Origin of the sequence: Kitasatospora sp. NPDC051914 (assembly GCF_040680995.1) — a bacterium.
GTDB lineage: Bacteria > Actinomycetota > Actinomycetes > Streptomycetales > Streptomycetaceae > Kitasatospora.
Genome location: NZ_JBFAXX010000002.1, coordinates 168,421 through 183,031, shown reverse-complemented (window position 1 = coordinate 183,031; position 14,611 = coordinate 168,421). Strand labels below are relative to the sequence as shown.

Sequence of the window (14,611 nt, the reverse complement as noted above, 5' to 3'; positions counted from 1 at the left end):
GCTATGGCAAAGGAAAAGGGCAACAAGCTCATCGCGCAGAACAAGCGGGCGCGGCACGAGTACACCATCCTCGACACCTACGAGTGCGGGATGGTGCTGACCGGTACCGAGGTGAAGTCCCTCCGCGAGGGCCGGGCGAACATCGTCGACGGGTACGCGTACATCCAGGGCCACGAGGCCTGGGTCGACAACCTGTTCATCCCGGAGTACACCCAGGGCACCTGGACGAACCACTCGGCCAAGCGCAAGCGCAAGCTCCTGCTGCACAAGCTGGAGATCCGCAAGCTGGAGTCGAAGGTCAAGGAGACCGGCCACACGCTGGTGCCGCTCTCCCTGTACTTCAAGGACGGCCGGGTGAAGCTCGAGCTGGCCCTCGCGGTCGGCAAGAAGCTGTACGACAAGCGGCAGACCCTGCGCGAGCAGCAGGACCGCCGCGAGTCGGACCGCGCCATCGCCGCGGCCCGCCGCCGCCAGCGCGCGGTCTGACCGCGCCGGGAGGGGGTCGCGCCCCGCCGCCGGGTAATGCGCTGGACCCTTCCGGGGCCGACCGCGTACCATGGCACTCGCACCGCCGGAGGGCCCGCCCTTCGGAGCTGTTTGTCAAATCAACATGGGGATGATCGGTTTCGACGGTGGTAGTCGAAACAGGAGAAGCGAGCCGAGGAACGCGGCAATGATCTCGTTAACCACGTGTCGCAAAAAAATAATCGCCAACACCAAGCGCGATACCCCGCAGTTCGCTCTCGCTGCCTGATCAGCGAGCGAATAGGGTGTCAGACCGGGGAGTTCCCGACCCGGACCCTGGCATAATCTAGGGAACTCAACCGTCCGCCCCGGCTGCGGGGGCGGAGGGGAAACCAAACAGTAGCTGGGCCCGTCGGCGGCTTGTCCGCGTGACTGCCGGGGCCGAGAAAAGCACAGCGGACTGCGCTCGGAGAAGTCCTGAATCCACTCCATCGGACCCGGGTTCGATTCCCGGCATCTCCACCATCCCATGTGCACCAGGCCGTCCTCCTTCCGGAGGGCGGCCTTCGTGTGTCCGGCGCCTCACACCCGGCCCGCCGGGTGGGTGAGAGGACGGTTCCGCAGCCTTCACAGAGCACAACGAAGCGGAAACCCCGGCCTCCTAGCGTCGTTCACGACAGCACGGGCAGGGCAGGCACCGGCACGCAAGGGGAGACCGATGAGCGACACAGCCCAGCGCAGAACAGGCGGCCGCTGGATCCAGGAATGGCGGCCAGAGGACACCGAATTCTGGGAGCGCACCGGCAGCCGGGTGGCCAACCGGAACCTGATCTTCTCAGTGTTCTCCGAGCACATCGGCTTCTCCATCTGGAGCCTGTGGTCGGTGATGGTCCTCTTCATGGGCAAGGACTACGGCATCGACCCGGCCGGCAAGTTCTTCCTCGTCGCCATGCCGACCCTGGTCGGCTCCTTCGTCCGCATCCCCTACACCTTCGCGGTGGCCCGCTTCGGCGGCCGGAACTGGACGATCGTCTCGGCGCTGCTGCTGCTCCTCCCGACCCTGGCGGCCGCGTACGTGATGCACCCGGGCACCTCCTACACCACCTTCATGGTGGTCGGGGCGCTCACCGGTGTCGGCGGCGGCAACTTCGCCTCCTCCATGACCAACATCAACGCCTTCTTCCCGCTCCGGAAGAAGGGCTGGGCGCTCGGCCTCAACGCGGGCGGCGGCAACATCGGCGTCCCCGTCATCCAGCTGATCGGCCTCGGCGTGATCACCTGGGCCGGCGCCACCTCGCCCCGCCTGGTGCTCGGCATCTACATCCCGCTGATCGTCGTCGCGGCGGCCTGCTCGGCCCTGTTCATGGACAACCTGGCCCAGCTGAGCAACGACACCGGCACCTTCACCGCGATCCTCAAGGAGAAGCACACCTGGCTGATGTCGGTGCTCTACATCGGCACCTTCGGCTCCTTCATCGGCTTCTCCTTCGCCTTCGGCCTCGTCCTGCAGAACCAGTTCGGCCGTACCCCGCTGCAGGCCGCCCAGCTCACCTTCATCGGCCCGCTGCTCGGCTCGCTGATCCGCCCGGTGGGCGGCTGGCTCGCGGACCGCTGGGGCGGCTCCCGGATCACCTTCTGGAACTTCGTCGCCATGGCCGCCGCGACCGGCGTCGTCGTCTACGCCTCCTCGATCAAGTCGCTGCCGGTCTTCCTCGTCGGCTTCATCGGTCTGTTCGTCTTCGCCGGTATCGGCAACGGCTCCACCTACAAGATGATCCCCGGCATCTTCGAGGCCAAGGCGCAGGACCGGATCGCCGCCGGCGACACCGCCGAGGACGCCGCAGCCTGGGCCCGCCGGATGTCCGGCGCCGCCATCGGCGTCATCGGCGCGGTCGGCGCGCTCGGCGGACTCTTCATCAACCTGGCCTTCCGCCAGTCCTTCCTCACCACGAAGAGCGGCACCCCCGCCTTCATGTCCTTCCTCGCCGCGTACGCCGTCTGCTTCGCCCTCACCTGGGCGGTCTACCTGCGGCGGCCCTCGGCCGCCCCGGCCGGCGCCCAGGCCCCGGCCCTCGTCAAGGTCTGAATCGCCCGAAAGGGGCCGGTCCGCACCCGTGGACCGGCCCCCACCTGCGAAACAAGCCCGAAATCGGACCGACCCGGCGGTGTCACCCCGCCACGGGACGATGAAACTCCACCCACCCACCCCGTCGCCCGCGACGTCCCCGCCAAGGACCCGTTGCGGACGGCACGTCCCGACGGCCCGCCGACAGCCCCGGGGCGCACCACGAAGGACGTCTGCCCATGGCCGACCTGACCGCCGGCGAGACCGCCGCCCTCGTACCGTCGCAGGACGCAGCCCCGCCACTGGCCGGCTACACCATCGGCATCACCGCCGCCCGCCGCGCCGACGAGCTGGCCGCCCTCCTGCAGCGCCGCGGTGCCACCGTGCTCCGCGCCCCCGTCCTGCGGATCGTCCCGCTCGCCGACGACACCGAACTCCTCGCCGCCACCAGGGCCCTGGTCGCGGACCCGCCGGACATCGCCGTCGCCACCACCGGCATCGGCTTCCGCGGCTGGATCGAGGCCGCCGAGGGCTGGGGCCTGTTCGACGACCTCGTCGGCAGCCTCGCCAAGACCGAGATGCTCGCCCGCGGCCCCAAGGCCAAGGGCGCCATCCGCGCCGCCGGGCTCCGCGAGGCCTGGTCCGCCGAGTCCGAGTCCTCCGTCGAGGTGCTGGAGCGCCTCCTCGAGGAGGGCGTCGACGGCCGCCGGATCGCCGTCCAGCTGCACGGCGCCCCGCTGCGCGACTTCGTCGACTCGCTCACCGCCGCCGGCGCCGAGGTCGTCGAGGTCCCCGTCTACCGCTGGCTGCCGCCCGCCGACCTCGGCCCGGTCGACCGCCTCCTCGACGCCTGTTGCAACGGCTCCCTGGACGCCGTCACCTTCACCTCCGCACCCGCCGCACTCAGCCTCCTCGGCCGCGCCGCCGAACGCGGCCAGACCGCCGACCTGCTGCACGCGCTGCGGCGCGACGTCCTGCCGGTCTGCGTCGGCCCGATCACCGCCGCACCGCTCGAAGAGCTCGACGTCGCCACCGTCTGGCCCGAACGGATGCGGCTCGGCGCCATGGTGCAGACCCTCACCGCCCAGCTCCCCGACCGCGCCCGCCGCCTCTCCGTCGCCGGGCACACCCTCGAACTCCGCGGCCAGGCCGCCCTCGTCGACGGCGACCTGCGGCCGGTGCCGCCGGCCGGGATGGCCCTGCTCCGGGCCCTCGCCCGCCGGCCCGGCTGGGTCGTCCCCCGCGCCGAACTCCTGCGGGCGCTGCCCGGCAGCGGCGACGACGAACATGCCGTGGAAACCGCCATGGCCCGCCTGCGGGCCGCCCTCGGCACCCCCCGCCTCATCGCCACCGTCGTCAAACGCGGCTACCGCCTCGCCGTCGACCCCGTCGCCGCCCCCGGCACCAAGTACGGCGACGAATAGGGACCGGGGCAGCACATCAGGGGCGCGTGGGGGCACCTGATGTGCTGCAACCGGTGCGGCGGCCGGTGAGGTCGGGTAGGGAGTAGGATCTTCCGTCCGCCGCATCCCCCCGCGCCGCATCCCCCCGAGGCCCATGCACACCACACCAGAGACCACCGACTCCGTCCGCGACCGCGAGATCGCGGAGGAGCAGCGCCACCTCGACACCGTCTACCGGCGCTTGGAGGAGAAGCTCGCCGAGGCCGAGTACATCCTCGAGGACGCCGCCAAGCGCGTGCAGGTCGGCACCCCCGGCGCCCTCGCCGAGCGGGACGCCCAGGTCTTCCGGGCCGGTGCGCACCTGCAGCGCCTGAACAGCGAGTTCGAGGACTTCCTCTTCGGCCGGATCGACCTCCAGCAGGCCGATGCCCCCGAGGAGCACGGCATCCCCTCGCAGACCCCGCTGGACCCGGCCGACCCCGCCGTCGCGGAGACCCTGCACATCGGCCGCCTCGGCGTGCTCGACGCCGAGTACGGCCCGCTGGTGATCGACTGGCGCGCCCCCGCCGCCGCCCCGTTCTACCGCTCGACCCCGCTGGAGCCGGGCCGGGTCGTCCGCCGCCGGGTGATCCGCTCCAAGGGCCGCAAGGTCATCGGCGTCGAGGACGACCTGCTGCGTCCCGACCTGGCGCCGACCCTGGACGGCCGCGAGCTGGCCGTGGTCGGCGACGGCGCCCTGATGGCCTCGCTGGGCCGGGCCCGCAGCCACACCATGCGCGACATCGTCTCCTCGATCCAGAAGGAGCAGGACGAGGTCATCCGGGCCGCCGCGGCCGGCGCCACGCTGGTCACCGGCGGGCCGGGCACCGGCAAGACCGCCGTCGCGCTGCACCGCGCCGCCTTCCTGCTGTACCAGGACCGCCGCCGCTACGCGGGCGGCATCCTGGTGGTCAGTCCCACCCCGCTGCTGGTCTCGTACACCGAGGGCGTGCTGCCCTCGCTGGGCGAGGAGGGCCAGGTCGCGATCCGGGCGGTGGGCAGCCTGGTCGACGGCATCGAGGCGGCCCGCTACGACTCTCCGGAGACCGCGTGGGTCAAGGGCTCGGGCAGGATGGTCCAGCTGCTGCGCAGGGCCGCCAGGGCGGCCCTGGAGTCCGGTGCGCCCTCCGAGCTCAAGGTCTTCGCCCGGGGCGAGGCGCTGCGGCTGGACGCGGGCCGTCTGAAGGCGCTGCGCTCGGCCGTGATCGGCAGTGGCGGCACCCCGCTGAACCTGCTGCGCCCGAGGGCCCGCCGGCTGCTGCTGGACGCCCTGTGGCAGGACGTCACCCGGAACCTGCCGAAGCCGACGAGCCACTTCGAGCGCGAGCAGCGCCAGGACGAGCGGGAGGCCTTCGACGAGTACGTCTCCGACGAGGCGGTCTTCCTGGACTTCCTGGAGGCCTGGTGGGCGCCGCTCACCCCGCGCCGGGTGCTGGCGACGCTGCGCCACCCGCGGCACACCAACCGGATCGCCCGCCGCGCGGTGACCCCGGAGGAGTCGCGGCTGCTGGCGGCGTCCTGGCGGCACCTGGACCAGCGGGGCGAGGGTGCGCTGTCGGCGCACGACGTGGCGCTGGTCGACGAGCTGCAGGTGCTGCTCGGCGAGCCGGCCCGTCCGAAGGTGCGCGAGGTGGACGCGGTGGACCTGCTGTCGGGTCTGGACGAGGTCACCACGTACGCCGACCGCACGGCCCGGCAGCGCGAGCGCGTCCCGGTGGAGCGGACGGAGTACGCGCACGTGATCGTGGACGAGGCGCAGGACCTCACGCCGATGCAGTGGCGGATGATCGGCCGGCGGGCCCGGATGGCCACCTGGACGATCGTCGGCGACCCGGCGCAGTCCTCCTGGCCGTTCCCGGCGGAGGCGCAGTCCGCCATGGACGAGGTGCTCTCCGGCAAGCCGCGGCGCCGCCACACTCTGACCGTGAACTACCGCAACCCGGCGGAGATCGCCGAGGTGGCGGCGAAGGTGCTGGCGCTGGCCGCGCCGGGCACGCCGTCGCCGAGCGCGGTGCGCTCGACCGGCATCGAGCCGCGGTTCGCGGCCGTCCGGGAGACCGGGGCGGGGGCCTTCGGCCGGGCCGTCCGGGCGGAGCTGGAGCGGCTGCTGGGCGAGGTGGACGGCACCGTGGCGGTCGTCGTGCCGATGGACCGCAGGGAGGAGGCGGCCGGCTGGGCGGAGGGCCTGGGCGACCGCGTGGTGGCGCTGGGCAGCCTGGAGGCGAAGGGCCTGGAGTACGACGCGACGGTGGTCGCCGACCCGACCGGCATCGCGGGGGAGTCGGAGGCCGGCCTGCGGGTGCTGTACGTGGCGCTGACCCGCGCCACCCAGCGGCTGACGGTGCTCTCGGGCCCGGACGACCTGCCGGACTCCGACGGCGTGCCCGCCCTGCTGCACGGCTGACCGGCCGCCGGGACCGCACCGGCCGCCGAGGGACTGCGGAGACGACGAAGGCCCCCACCGGGAGGTGGGGGCCTTCTCATGTCAATGACACCGACCCGCCATGCTCGCCTCGCGGCAAGTGGTCGCTCGAAGCGACGAAGGTTGGGCCCGGGGGCTTGGATCGAGCCGGTGTCCCGTCCAATGTAACGCATCGGCTCGGGACGCCAAGGCCGCGGCGGGAGATTTTCGGCGGAGCACACGAGTGGCCCTGCCCCGCCGTGCGGTGCCCTTTGTGGGTTCTGCACACTCAATGAACTTTATTTCTGGCTACCGCCCGGTAAGTGCGACGATCGAGATCGGACAACCCTCAAGAGCGGACGGAAGAAGGACGTCGATGGCGACGGTGCCCAGTGTCTCCAACTCGATCACTGTGCGGCTGGAGGTCCCGGCCCGGGGCAACGCCGTCAGCGCGATCACCACGGCCGTCGAGTCCTCCGGGGGTTCGGTCACCGGTCTCGACGTCACCGCCTCCGGCCTGGAGTCGCTGCGCATCGACGTGACCGTCGCGGCCGCCTCGGTGGCCCACGGCGAGGAGATCGTCGAGAAGCTCCGCACGATCGACGGCGTGAGCATCGGCAAGGTCTCCGACCGTACGTTCCTGATGCACCTCGGCGGCAAGATCGAGATGTCCTCGAAGCTGCCGATCCGCAACCGCGACGACCTCTCGATGATCTACACCCCGGGCGTCGCCCGGGTCTGCATGGCGATCGCGGAGAACCCGGAGGACGCCCGCCGCCTGACCATCAAGCGCAACAGCGTCGCCGTGGTCACCGACGGCTCCGCGGTGCTGGGCCTCGGCAACATCGGCCCCAAGGCCGCACTGCCGGTGATGGAGGGCAAGGCCGCGCTGTTCAAGCGCTTCGCCGGCATCGACGCCTGGCCGATCTGCCTGGACACCCAGGACGCCGACGAGATCGTCGCCATCGTGAAGGCCATCGCCCCCGGCTTCGCCGGCATCAACCTGGAGGACATCTCCGCCCCGCGCTGCTTCGAGATCGAGGCCCGGCTGCGGGAGGCGCTGGACATCCCGGTGTTCCACGACGACCAGCACGGCACCGCGATCGTCGTCCTGGCGGCGCTGACCAACGCGCTCAAGGTGGTCGGCAAGGACATCGCCGACATCCGCGTGGTGATGTCGGGCGCCGGCGCGGCGGGCACCGCGATCCTCAAGCTGCTGCTGGCCGCGGGCGTGGAGCACGCCACCGTCGCCGACGTGCACGGCGTCGTCCACGCCGGGCGGGACGACCTCAACGACAACCTGCGCTGGATCGCCGCGCACACCAACCGCTCCGGCCGCACCGGCAGCCTCAAGGAGGCCGTGTCCGGCGCCGACGTCTTCATCGGCGTCTCCGCCCCGAACGTACTGGACGGCGACGACCTGGCCACCATGGCGGAGGACGCGATCGTCTTCGCGCTGGCCAACCCCGACCCGGAGGTCGACCCGGCGATCGCCCGGCAGACCGCCGCGGTGGTCGCCACCGGCCGCAGCGACTTCCCGAACCAGATCAACAACGTGCTGGTCTTCCCCGGCGTCTTCCGCGGCCTGCTGGACGCGCAGAGCCGGACGGTCGACACCGACATGATGATCGCCGCGGCCCGGGCGCTGGCCACCACGGTCGCGGACGACCAGCTCAACGCCAACTACATCATCCCGAGCGTCTTCCACCCGGACGTCGCCAAGACCGTGGCGGCGGCCGTCCGGGAGGCCGCGCTGGCCGCCCGGGAGGGCCAGGAGCAGGTTCCGGCGCGTCCGACGCCGGGCATCGTCGGCACCCTCGACACGTCGTCCTTCCCGGTCGTCGGCATCTGACCGGAGTGTTGTTCTTGACCGCTCAGGTGTGCGAACGACGTCGCGGTCGCCAGACCCGCCCCTTGCCCTTGCGACACAAGGGGAAGGGGCGTGTTTGGGCTTGTCGGTGCCAGGGCGTACGGTAGCCCTGCACGGGGTGGCGTGTCCGACAAGTACGGAACGTCCCTCCCGGTTTTCCGGCGTGTCGTCCAGGCCGCCGCCCGTTCCGGTCCGCCGGAGCCGACGGAGCGTCACACCTCCGCCGGACGGGTGGGGTTCGGGGCGGCGTCGCCGGTGGCCGATTGGCTTTCTCAGTGCCGGTCGGGGCAGGATTCGTACCCGGGCGGGCGGTTTGCGGCGCTTCGGGGCCGGAGCCCGGCCCCTGACCACCCCTCGCCTGAACGAGCACCAGTGTGCGGACCAGCGGCCCATCCGGGTTCCCCCGGAGGGGGCGACCGATGGGGCCCCCGTACACCGCAAGCAACAGACCACAGGAGTACACATGAACCGCAGTGAGCTGGTGGCCGCGCTGGCCGAGCGCGCCGAGGTGACCCGCAAGGACGCCGACGCCGTTCTGGCCGCCTTCGCCGAGGTCGTCGGTGAGGTCGTCGCCAAGGGTGACGAGAAGGTCACCATCCCCGGCTTCCTGACCTTCGAGCGGACGCACCGCGCTGCGCGCACCGCCCGCAACCCGCAGACCGGCGACCCGATCCAGATCCCGGCCGGCTACAGCGCCAAGGTCAGCGCCGGTTCCAAGCTGAAGGAAGCCGCCAAGGGCGCCTGAGGCTCGTAGCAGCCCGAGAACCACGATGGCCGGCCTCCCCCTCGGAGAGGCCGGCCATCGGCCGTGCTGGGGCCGTCAGACGGTCACCGGCTCCTCGCTGGGCAGCTCGACGTGGGCGCCGAGGTCGCGCAGCTTGGCCATGAAGTTCTCGTAGCCGCGGTTGATCAGGTCGATGCCGTGCACGGTCGAGGTGCCCTCGGCCGCCAGCGCCGCGATCAGGTACGAGAAGCCGCCGCGCAGGTCCGGGATGATCAGCTCGGAGCCGATCAGCTTGGACGGGCCGGAGACCACCGCGGAGTGCCGGAAGTTGCGGGCGCCGAAGCGGCAGGGGGTGCCGCCGAGGCACTCGCGGTAGAGCTGGATGTGCGCGCCCATCTGGTTCAGCGCGCCGGTGAAGCCGAGGCGGGACTCGTACACCGTCTCGTGGACGATGGACAGGCCGTTGGCCTGGGTCAGCGCGACGACCAGCGGCTGCTGCCAGTCGGTCTGGAAGCCGGGGTGCACGTCGGTCTCCAGGGCGATCGCCTTGAGCTCGCCGCCCGGGTGCCAGAAGCGGATGCCCTCGTCGTCCACCTCGAAGGCGCCGCCGACCTTCCGGAAGGTGTTCAGGAAGGTCATCATCTCGATCTGGCGGGCGCCGCGGACGTAGATGTCGCCCTTGGTGGCCAGCGCGGCGCACGCCCAGGACGCGGCCTCCAGGCGGTCCGGCAGCGCCTTGTGGTTGTAGCCGCCCAGCTCGTCCACACCGGTGATCAGGATGGTGCGGTCGGTGCCCATCGAGATGATCGCGCCCATCTTCTGCAGGACGCAGATGAGGTCGACGATCTCCGGCTCGACGGCCGCGTTGCGCAGCTCGGTGACGCCCTCGGCGAGCACCGCGGTCAGCAGCACCTGCTCGGTCGCGCCGACCGAGGGGTAGGGCAGCTCGATCTTGGTGCCGTGCAGGCGCTGCGGGGCGACCAGGTAGGTGCCCTGCGGGTGCTTCTCGATGGTGGCGCCGAACTGGCGCAGCACCTCGAAGTGGAAGTCGACCGGCCGGCCGCCGATGTCGCAGCCGCCCAGGCCCGGGATGAACGCGTGGCCGAGCCGGTGCAGCAGCGGGCCGCAGAACAGGATCGGGATGCGCGAGGAGCCGGCGTGCGCGTCGATGTCGGCGACGTTGGCGCTCTCGACGTGCGAGGGGTCGAGGATCAGCTCGCCGTCCTCGTCGCCGGTGCGGACGGTCACGCCGTGCAGCTGCAGCAGACCCCGGACGACCTTGACGTCGCGGATGTCCGGCACGTTGCGCAGCCGGCTCGGACCCTGGCCGAGCAGCGCGGCGACCATGGCCTTGGGGACCAGGTTCTTGGCACCGCGGATCTGGATCTCGCCTTCGAGCGGGTTACCGCCGTGGACCAGCAGGAGGTCGTCGGTCATCGTTCTCGCAATCCGGGGTGCGCAGGGGGTTTTTTCGGCTGCGGGGCAGGGGGAGACGCGAGTGGAAGGTCCTTCCACCGTCGGCGAAAGCCCTTCCACCATCCATAGATGGTAGAGGGTGGGCGATTGGTTCCCGTGTGCCCCTTTGGTGATCATGCTTCGGAGGCCCCGCGGAGGCCCGCCGGCGCTCACCGGGTACGGCCGTCCGGGTGGTCCGTGCCCGGTGCTCCCCGGCCCCGGGGCCGCGCCCGGCGGGGGTCGAGGAGGTTTCGTGTTGGATGCCCGTACCGGGCCGTACTGCGGGATCATGTGGACATGACCGCGGCCCTCTCCCACACCGGCCGACTGCTCGTCGCGACGCCCGTGCTCACCGATCCGAACTTCGCGCGAGCGGTGGTACTGCTGCTCGACCACGACGACCAGGGCGCGCTCGGGGTGGTGCTGAACCGGCCGACCCCGGTCGAGGTCTCGACCGTGCTGGACGGCTGGGCCGACCTGACCGGCCAGCCCGCCGTCGTCTTCCAGGGAGGGCCGGTGGCCCTCGACTCCGCGCTGGCCATCGCGGTCGTCCCCGGCGAGCCCGGCCACGGCGAGCCGATCGGCTGGCGGCGGGTGCACGGCGCGATCGGCCTGGTCGACCTGGAGGCGCCGCCCGAGGTCCTGATGGGCGAGCTCGGCGCGCTGCGGGTGTTCGCCGGCTACTCCGGCTGGTCGCCGGGGCAGCTGGAGACGGAGATCGCCGAGGGCGCCTGGTACCTGGTCGACTGCGAGCCGGGGGACGTCTCCAGCCCCGAGCCGGAGCGGCTGTGGCGCTCGGTGCTGCGCCGCCAGCGCGGCCCGCTGGCGATGCTGGCGACCTACCCGGACGATCCGACCATGAACTGAGCGCTGCCGCCGCCCCCGGGCGCCCGGTGCGCTACTGGCCCGCTTCGGAGCGGCGCCCATAGACTTGGCACCCATGAGCACTCTTGAGCCCGAGCGCGGACTCGGCACCGGCACCCTGGTCGAGCCCGTTCCCCAGGTGTCCCACGGGGACGGCGACCACGAGCGCTTCGCGCACTACGTCCAGAAGGACAAGATCATGGAGAGCGCCCTCTCCGGGTCTCCCGTGGTGGCGCTCTGCGGCAAGGTCTGGGTCCCCGGCCGCGACCCGAAGAAGTACCCGGTCTGCCCGATGTGCAAGGAGATCTTCGAGGGTCTCGGCCAGGGCGGCGACGGCGGCGACGACAAGTAACGCGGAGTCCGACCGGCAGTGGTCTGTACCACTGCCGGTCGACGGGGCAGGATGGCCCGCATGGATCTCATCCCCGCCCCCCGGCACCTGAAGGTCTTCCACGGCGACCTCGGCCCGTGGAGCTTCCGGCTGCGGCCGGACACCCGGATCGCCGCCGCCGACGGGGCGCAGGGCGTCGCCCGCTGGCTGCGCGCCGAGCTGTCCGCCGCCACCGGCTTCACCTTCGACGCCTGCACCCCCGAGCAGGGCCGCCTCGGCACGCGGACGATCCACCTGGAGTTCGACCCCGAGCTGCGCGCCACCGCCGGCCGCGAGGCCTACGGGCTGTCCGTCAACGACTACGGCGCCTTCCTGCGCGGCGGCGGCCGCCCCGGCCTGTTCCACGCCGCGCAGACCCTGCGGCAGATGTTCGACCCGCGGATCTACCGCCGTGCCCCGCTGCCCGGCACGGACTGGGTGCTGCCCTCCGTGCAGGTCGAGGACGCGCCCCGGTTCGGCTGGCGCGGAGTCCTGCTGGACGTCGCCCGGCACTTCCTGCCCAAGGCCGACGTGCTGCGCTTCCTCGACCTGATGGCCGCGCACAAGCTGAACGTCCTGCACCTGCACCTCACCGACGACCAGGGCTGGCGGATCGAGATCCGGCGCCACCCGCGGCTCACGGAGGTCGGCGCCTGGCGGGAGCGCTCGATGGTCGGCCACCGCTCCGGCGGCCGCCGCGACGACCGGCCGCACGGCGGCTACTACACCCAGGACGACCTGCGCGAGATCGTCGCGTACGCCGCCAAGCGGCACATCACCGTCGTGCCCGAGATCGACCTGCCCGGCCACGCGCAGGCCGCCCTCGCGGCCTACCCCGAGCTCGGCAACACCGACGTGGTGGACACCGCCGCACTCGGCGTCTGGACGGACTGGGGGATCAACCCCAATGTGCTCAACGTCTCGGACGCCACCCTGCGCTTCTTCGAGGGCGTGCTGGAGGAGGTGCTGGAGATCTTCCCGTCCGAGTTCGTCCACCTCGGCGGCGACGAGTGCCCCAAGGACCAGTGGCGGGCCAGCCCGGCCGCGCAGGCCCGGATGGCGGAGCTCGGCCTGGCCGACGAGGACGCCCTGCAGAGCTGGTTCATCGGGCACTTCGACCGCTGGCTGGCCGACCGCGGCCGCCGGCTGATCGGCTGGGACGAGATCCTCGAGGGCGGCCTCGCACCGGGCGCCGCGGTCTCCTCCTGGCGCGGCTACGAGGGCGGCATCGCCGCCGCCCGGGCCGGCCACGACGTGGTGATGTGCCCCGAGCAGCACGTCTACCTGGACCACCGGCAGGCCCCGGGGGAGGACGAGCCGGTCCCGGTCGGGTACGTCCGCACGCTCGAGGACGTCTACCGCTTCGAGCCCGTCCCGCCGGAGCTCGACGGGGCCGCCGCCGCCCGGGTGATCGGCACCCAGGCCAACCTCTGGACCGAGTTCATGACGAGCGCCCGGGACATCGACTACCGGGCCTTCCCGCGCCTCGCCGCCTTCGCCGAGGTCGCCTGGTCCGACCTGCCGCGCGAGCCCGGCGCGCGGGACTGGGCCGGCTTCGAACGCCGGATGGCCGCCCACTACCCGCGGCTGGACGCGCTCGGCGTCGAGTACCGGCCGCCCGGCGGCCCGCACCCGTGGCAGCGCCGGCCCGGCGTCGCGGGCAGGCCGGCCGAGGGCCCCTGAGCCCCCGGAGGTGCCCCCGCGCGCCCCTTGCGGAGCACCCGCACGCCGTCGGGGACACGCCCCGGCGGCCCCGGGGGCGGGCCCGGGCGGCGTCGACGGCGCGGCGGACGGGTCGCCCCTGATGCCGCGACAGGTCAACATCCGATGAACATCCGCGCAGAGGGGTTCCGCTTCGGTTCGTTTTGTGGCCTGATTCGTCCGGTATTGCCCTCACCCTCGCAGCACCCGGCAAGTGATCATCCGGCATTGTGTGCCAGAGTTGCCCAACCCGGCCCGATCGCCCGTACCCTACGGGCCAGGCCGCACTGCCGGTGGGGAGGGCAGGGCAGTTGATGAGCAAGTGGAGCACGGTGGAATCCTGGTGAACCGGACGATCATGCTGCCGGCCTCGGTCGACGAGGCCGTCGAAGCGCTGGCCGCGACCCCGGGAGCCGTCCCGGTGGCCGGCGCGACCGACCTCATGGAGGCGGTCAACGCAGGCCGGCTGCGCCCCGCCGCCCTGATCGGCCTCGGCCGCATCACCGAACTGCGCGGCTGGCGCTACGAGGACGGCGGCACCGCCGTACTCGGCGCCGGACTCACCCACGCCCGGATGGACCGCCCCGACTTCGCCGCGCTCATCCCCGCCCTCGCCGACGCCGCCCGCACCGCGGGCCCCCCGCAGATCCGCAACGTCGGCACCCTCGGCGGCAACATCGCCACCGCCGCGGCCGCCGGCGACACCCTCCCCGTGCTCGCCGCCCTCGACGCCACCGCCACCCTCGTCCGGGCCGGCGGCAGCCGCGACGTCCCGATCACCCACCTGCTCACCGGCCTCGACCCGCTGCGCCCCGGCGAACTCCTCACCTGGGTGCGCGTCCCGCTGCTGCACGCCCCCCAGGTCTTCCTCAAGGCCGGCGGCCGCAGCGGCCCGGCCCGCGCCGCCGCCTCCGTCGCCGTCGTCCTCGACCCCGCCCGCCGCGCCGTGCGCTGCGCCGTCGGCGCGGTCGCCCCCGTGCCGCTGCGGCCGCACGAGGCCGAGGCCTGGGTCGCCGGCTGCATCGACTGGGACGCCCGCGGCGAGGACGGCGTCCAGCCGATCGACCCCGCGGCGCTCGCCGCCTTCGGCGAGTACGTCGCCGGCGCCTGCGTCCCCGACGCCGCCCTGGAGGGTGCGAACGAGGGGGCGAGGGCCACCCTGGTCCGCCAACGGCGTACCGTGGCTGTGCTGGCCCGCCGGGCACTGGGAAGGGCGCTGAAGTGACGGACGAACTCAACGGCCTCGGCGACGTG

The 14,611-nt window shown here is 72.4% G+C and carries 11 protein-coding genes and 1 other RNA gene; 11 read left to right on the top strand and 1 reads right to left on the bottom strand.

The window, feature by feature from the left end; all coding sequences use genetic code 11:
• Positions 1 to 3: 3 nt before the first annotated feature.
• The 7 genes from smpB to AB0M03_RS02935 all read left to right on the top strand — a co-directional run bounded on the left by smpB (position 4) and on the right by AB0M03_RS02935 (position 8,988).
• Positions 4 to 486, top strand: a complete 483-nt coding sequence (gene smpB, locus AB0M03_RS02965; protein WP_363487692.1) for an SsrA-binding protein SmpB — start codon at positions 4 to 6, stop codon at positions 484 to 486.
• Positions 487 to 612: 126 nt separating this feature from the next.
• Positions 613 to 990, top strand: a transfer-messenger RNA (tmRNA) gene (gene ssrA / locus AB0M03_RS02960).
• 193 nt (positions 991 to 1,183) lie between these two features.
• Positions 1,184 to 2,551: a nitrate/nitrite transporter gene (locus AB0M03_RS02955; protein ID WP_363487690.1), complete on the top strand. Its 1,368-nt coding sequence runs from the start codon at positions 1,184 to 1,186 to the stop codon at positions 2,549 to 2,551.
• A gap of 218 nt (positions 2,552 to 2,769) precedes the next feature.
• The gene (locus tag AB0M03_RS02950; RefSeq protein ID WP_363487688.1) at positions 2,770 to 3,954 is read left to right on the top strand and encodes a uroporphyrinogen-III synthase; all 1,185 of its coding nucleotides are present in this window, start codon (positions 2,770 to 2,772) and stop codon (positions 3,952 to 3,954) included.
• Between the two features lie 133 nt (positions 3,955 to 4,087).
• A complete protein-coding gene (locus AB0M03_RS02945) occupies positions 4,088 to 6,376 on the top strand; it encodes a UvrD-helicase domain-containing protein (RefSeq protein WP_363487686.1) in 2,289 nt (762 codons plus the stop codon).
• Positions 6,377 to 6,749: 373 nt separating this feature from the next.
• Positions 6,750 to 8,225, top strand: a complete 1,476-nt coding sequence (locus tag AB0M03_RS02940) for an NAD-dependent malic enzyme (RefSeq protein WP_363487684.1) — start codon at positions 6,750 to 6,752, stop codon at positions 8,223 to 8,225.
• 481 nt (positions 8,226 to 8,706) lie between these two features.
• Entirely contained in the window at positions 8,707 to 8,988 is a 282-nt protein-coding gene (locus AB0M03_RS02935) for an HU family DNA-binding protein (RefSeq protein ID WP_030271959.1), read from the top strand.
• A gap of 75 nt (positions 8,989 to 9,063) precedes the next feature.
• Here the strand turns inward: AB0M03_RS02935 and murA are convergent, their stop codons facing one another.
• Positions 9,064 to 10,404 (bottom strand): UDP-N-acetylglucosamine 1-carboxyvinyltransferase, encoded by a 1,341-nt coding sequence (murA, locus tag AB0M03_RS02930; protein WP_363487682.1) that lies wholly within the window; start codon positions 10,402 to 10,404, stop codon positions 9,064 to 9,066.
• Positions 10,405 to 10,719: 315 nt separating this feature from the next.
• On the opposite strand from murA, the gene AB0M03_RS02925 reads away from it, so the two are divergent.
• The 4 genes from AB0M03_RS02925 (at position 10,720) to AB0M03_RS02910 (ending at position 14,582) form a co-directional block, all read left to right on the top strand.
• Complete coding sequence (locus AB0M03_RS02925) at positions 10,720 to 11,289, top strand: YqgE/AlgH family protein (protein ID WP_363487680.1); 570 nt, start codon at positions 10,720 to 10,722, stop codon at positions 11,287 to 11,289.
• A 73-nt stretch (positions 11,290 to 11,362) separates the two neighbouring features.
• Positions 11,363 to 11,638, top strand: a complete 276-nt coding sequence (locus AB0M03_RS02920; protein WP_363487678.1) for a DUF3039 domain-containing protein — start codon at positions 11,363 to 11,365, stop codon at positions 11,636 to 11,638.
• Positions 11,639 to 11,698: 60 nt separating this feature from the next.
• Complete coding sequence (locus AB0M03_RS02915; protein ID WP_363487676.1) at positions 11,699 to 13,339, top strand: beta-N-acetylhexosaminidase; 1,641 nt, start codon at positions 11,699 to 11,701, stop codon at positions 13,337 to 13,339.
• Between the two features lie 376 nt (positions 13,340 to 13,715).
• Positions 13,716 to 14,582, top strand: coding sequence for an FAD binding domain-containing protein (locus AB0M03_RS02910; RefSeq protein ID WP_363487775.1), 867 nt, complete (start codon positions 13,716 to 13,718; stop codon positions 14,580 to 14,582).
• The last annotated feature ends 29 nt before the right edge of the window (positions 14,583 to 14,611 follow it).

Excerpts from the sequence above, each read along its gene's own strand:
- AB0M03_RS02955 (WP_363487690.1), top strand. The coding sequence starts at position 1,184 with ATGAGCGACACAGCCCAGCGCAGAACAGGCGGCCGCTGGATCCAGGAA.
- AB0M03_RS02925 (WP_363487680.1), top strand. The coding sequence starts at position 10,720 with ATGACCGCGGCCCTCTCCCACACCGGCCGACTGCTCGTCGCGACGCCC.
- AB0M03_RS02910 (WP_363487775.1), top strand. The coding sequence starts at position 13,716 with ATGCTGCCGGCCTCGGTCGACGAGGCCGTCGAAGCGCTGGCCGCGACC.
- AB0M03_RS02945 (WP_363487686.1), top strand. The coding sequence starts at position 4,088 with ATGCACACCACACCAGAGACCACCGACTCCGTCCGCGACCGCGAGATC.
- AB0M03_RS02935 (WP_030271959.1), top strand. The coding sequence starts at position 8,707 with ATGAACCGCAGTGAGCTGGTGGCCGCGCTGGCCGAGCGCGCCGAGGTG.
- smpB (WP_363487692.1), top strand. The coding sequence starts at position 4 with ATGGCAAAGGAAAAGGGCAACAAGCTCATCGCGCAGAACAAGCGGGCG.
- AB0M03_RS02920 (WP_363487678.1), top strand. The coding sequence starts at position 11,363 with ATGAGCACTCTTGAGCCCGAGCGCGGACTCGGCACCGGCACCCTGGTC.
- AB0M03_RS02940 (WP_363487684.1), top strand. The coding sequence starts at position 6,750 with ATGGCGACGGTGCCCAGTGTCTCCAACTCGATCACTGTGCGGCTGGAG.
- AB0M03_RS02915 (WP_363487676.1), top strand. The coding sequence starts at position 11,699 with ATGGATCTCATCCCCGCCCCCCGGCACCTGAAGGTCTTCCACGGCGAC.
- AB0M03_RS02950 (WP_363487688.1), top strand. The coding sequence starts at position 2,770 with ATGGCCGACCTGACCGCCGGCGAGACCGCCGCCCTCGTACCGTCGCAG.
- murA (WP_363487682.1), bottom strand. The coding sequence starts at position 10,404 with ATGACCGACGACCTCCTGCTGGTCCACGGCGGTAACCCGCTCGAAGGC.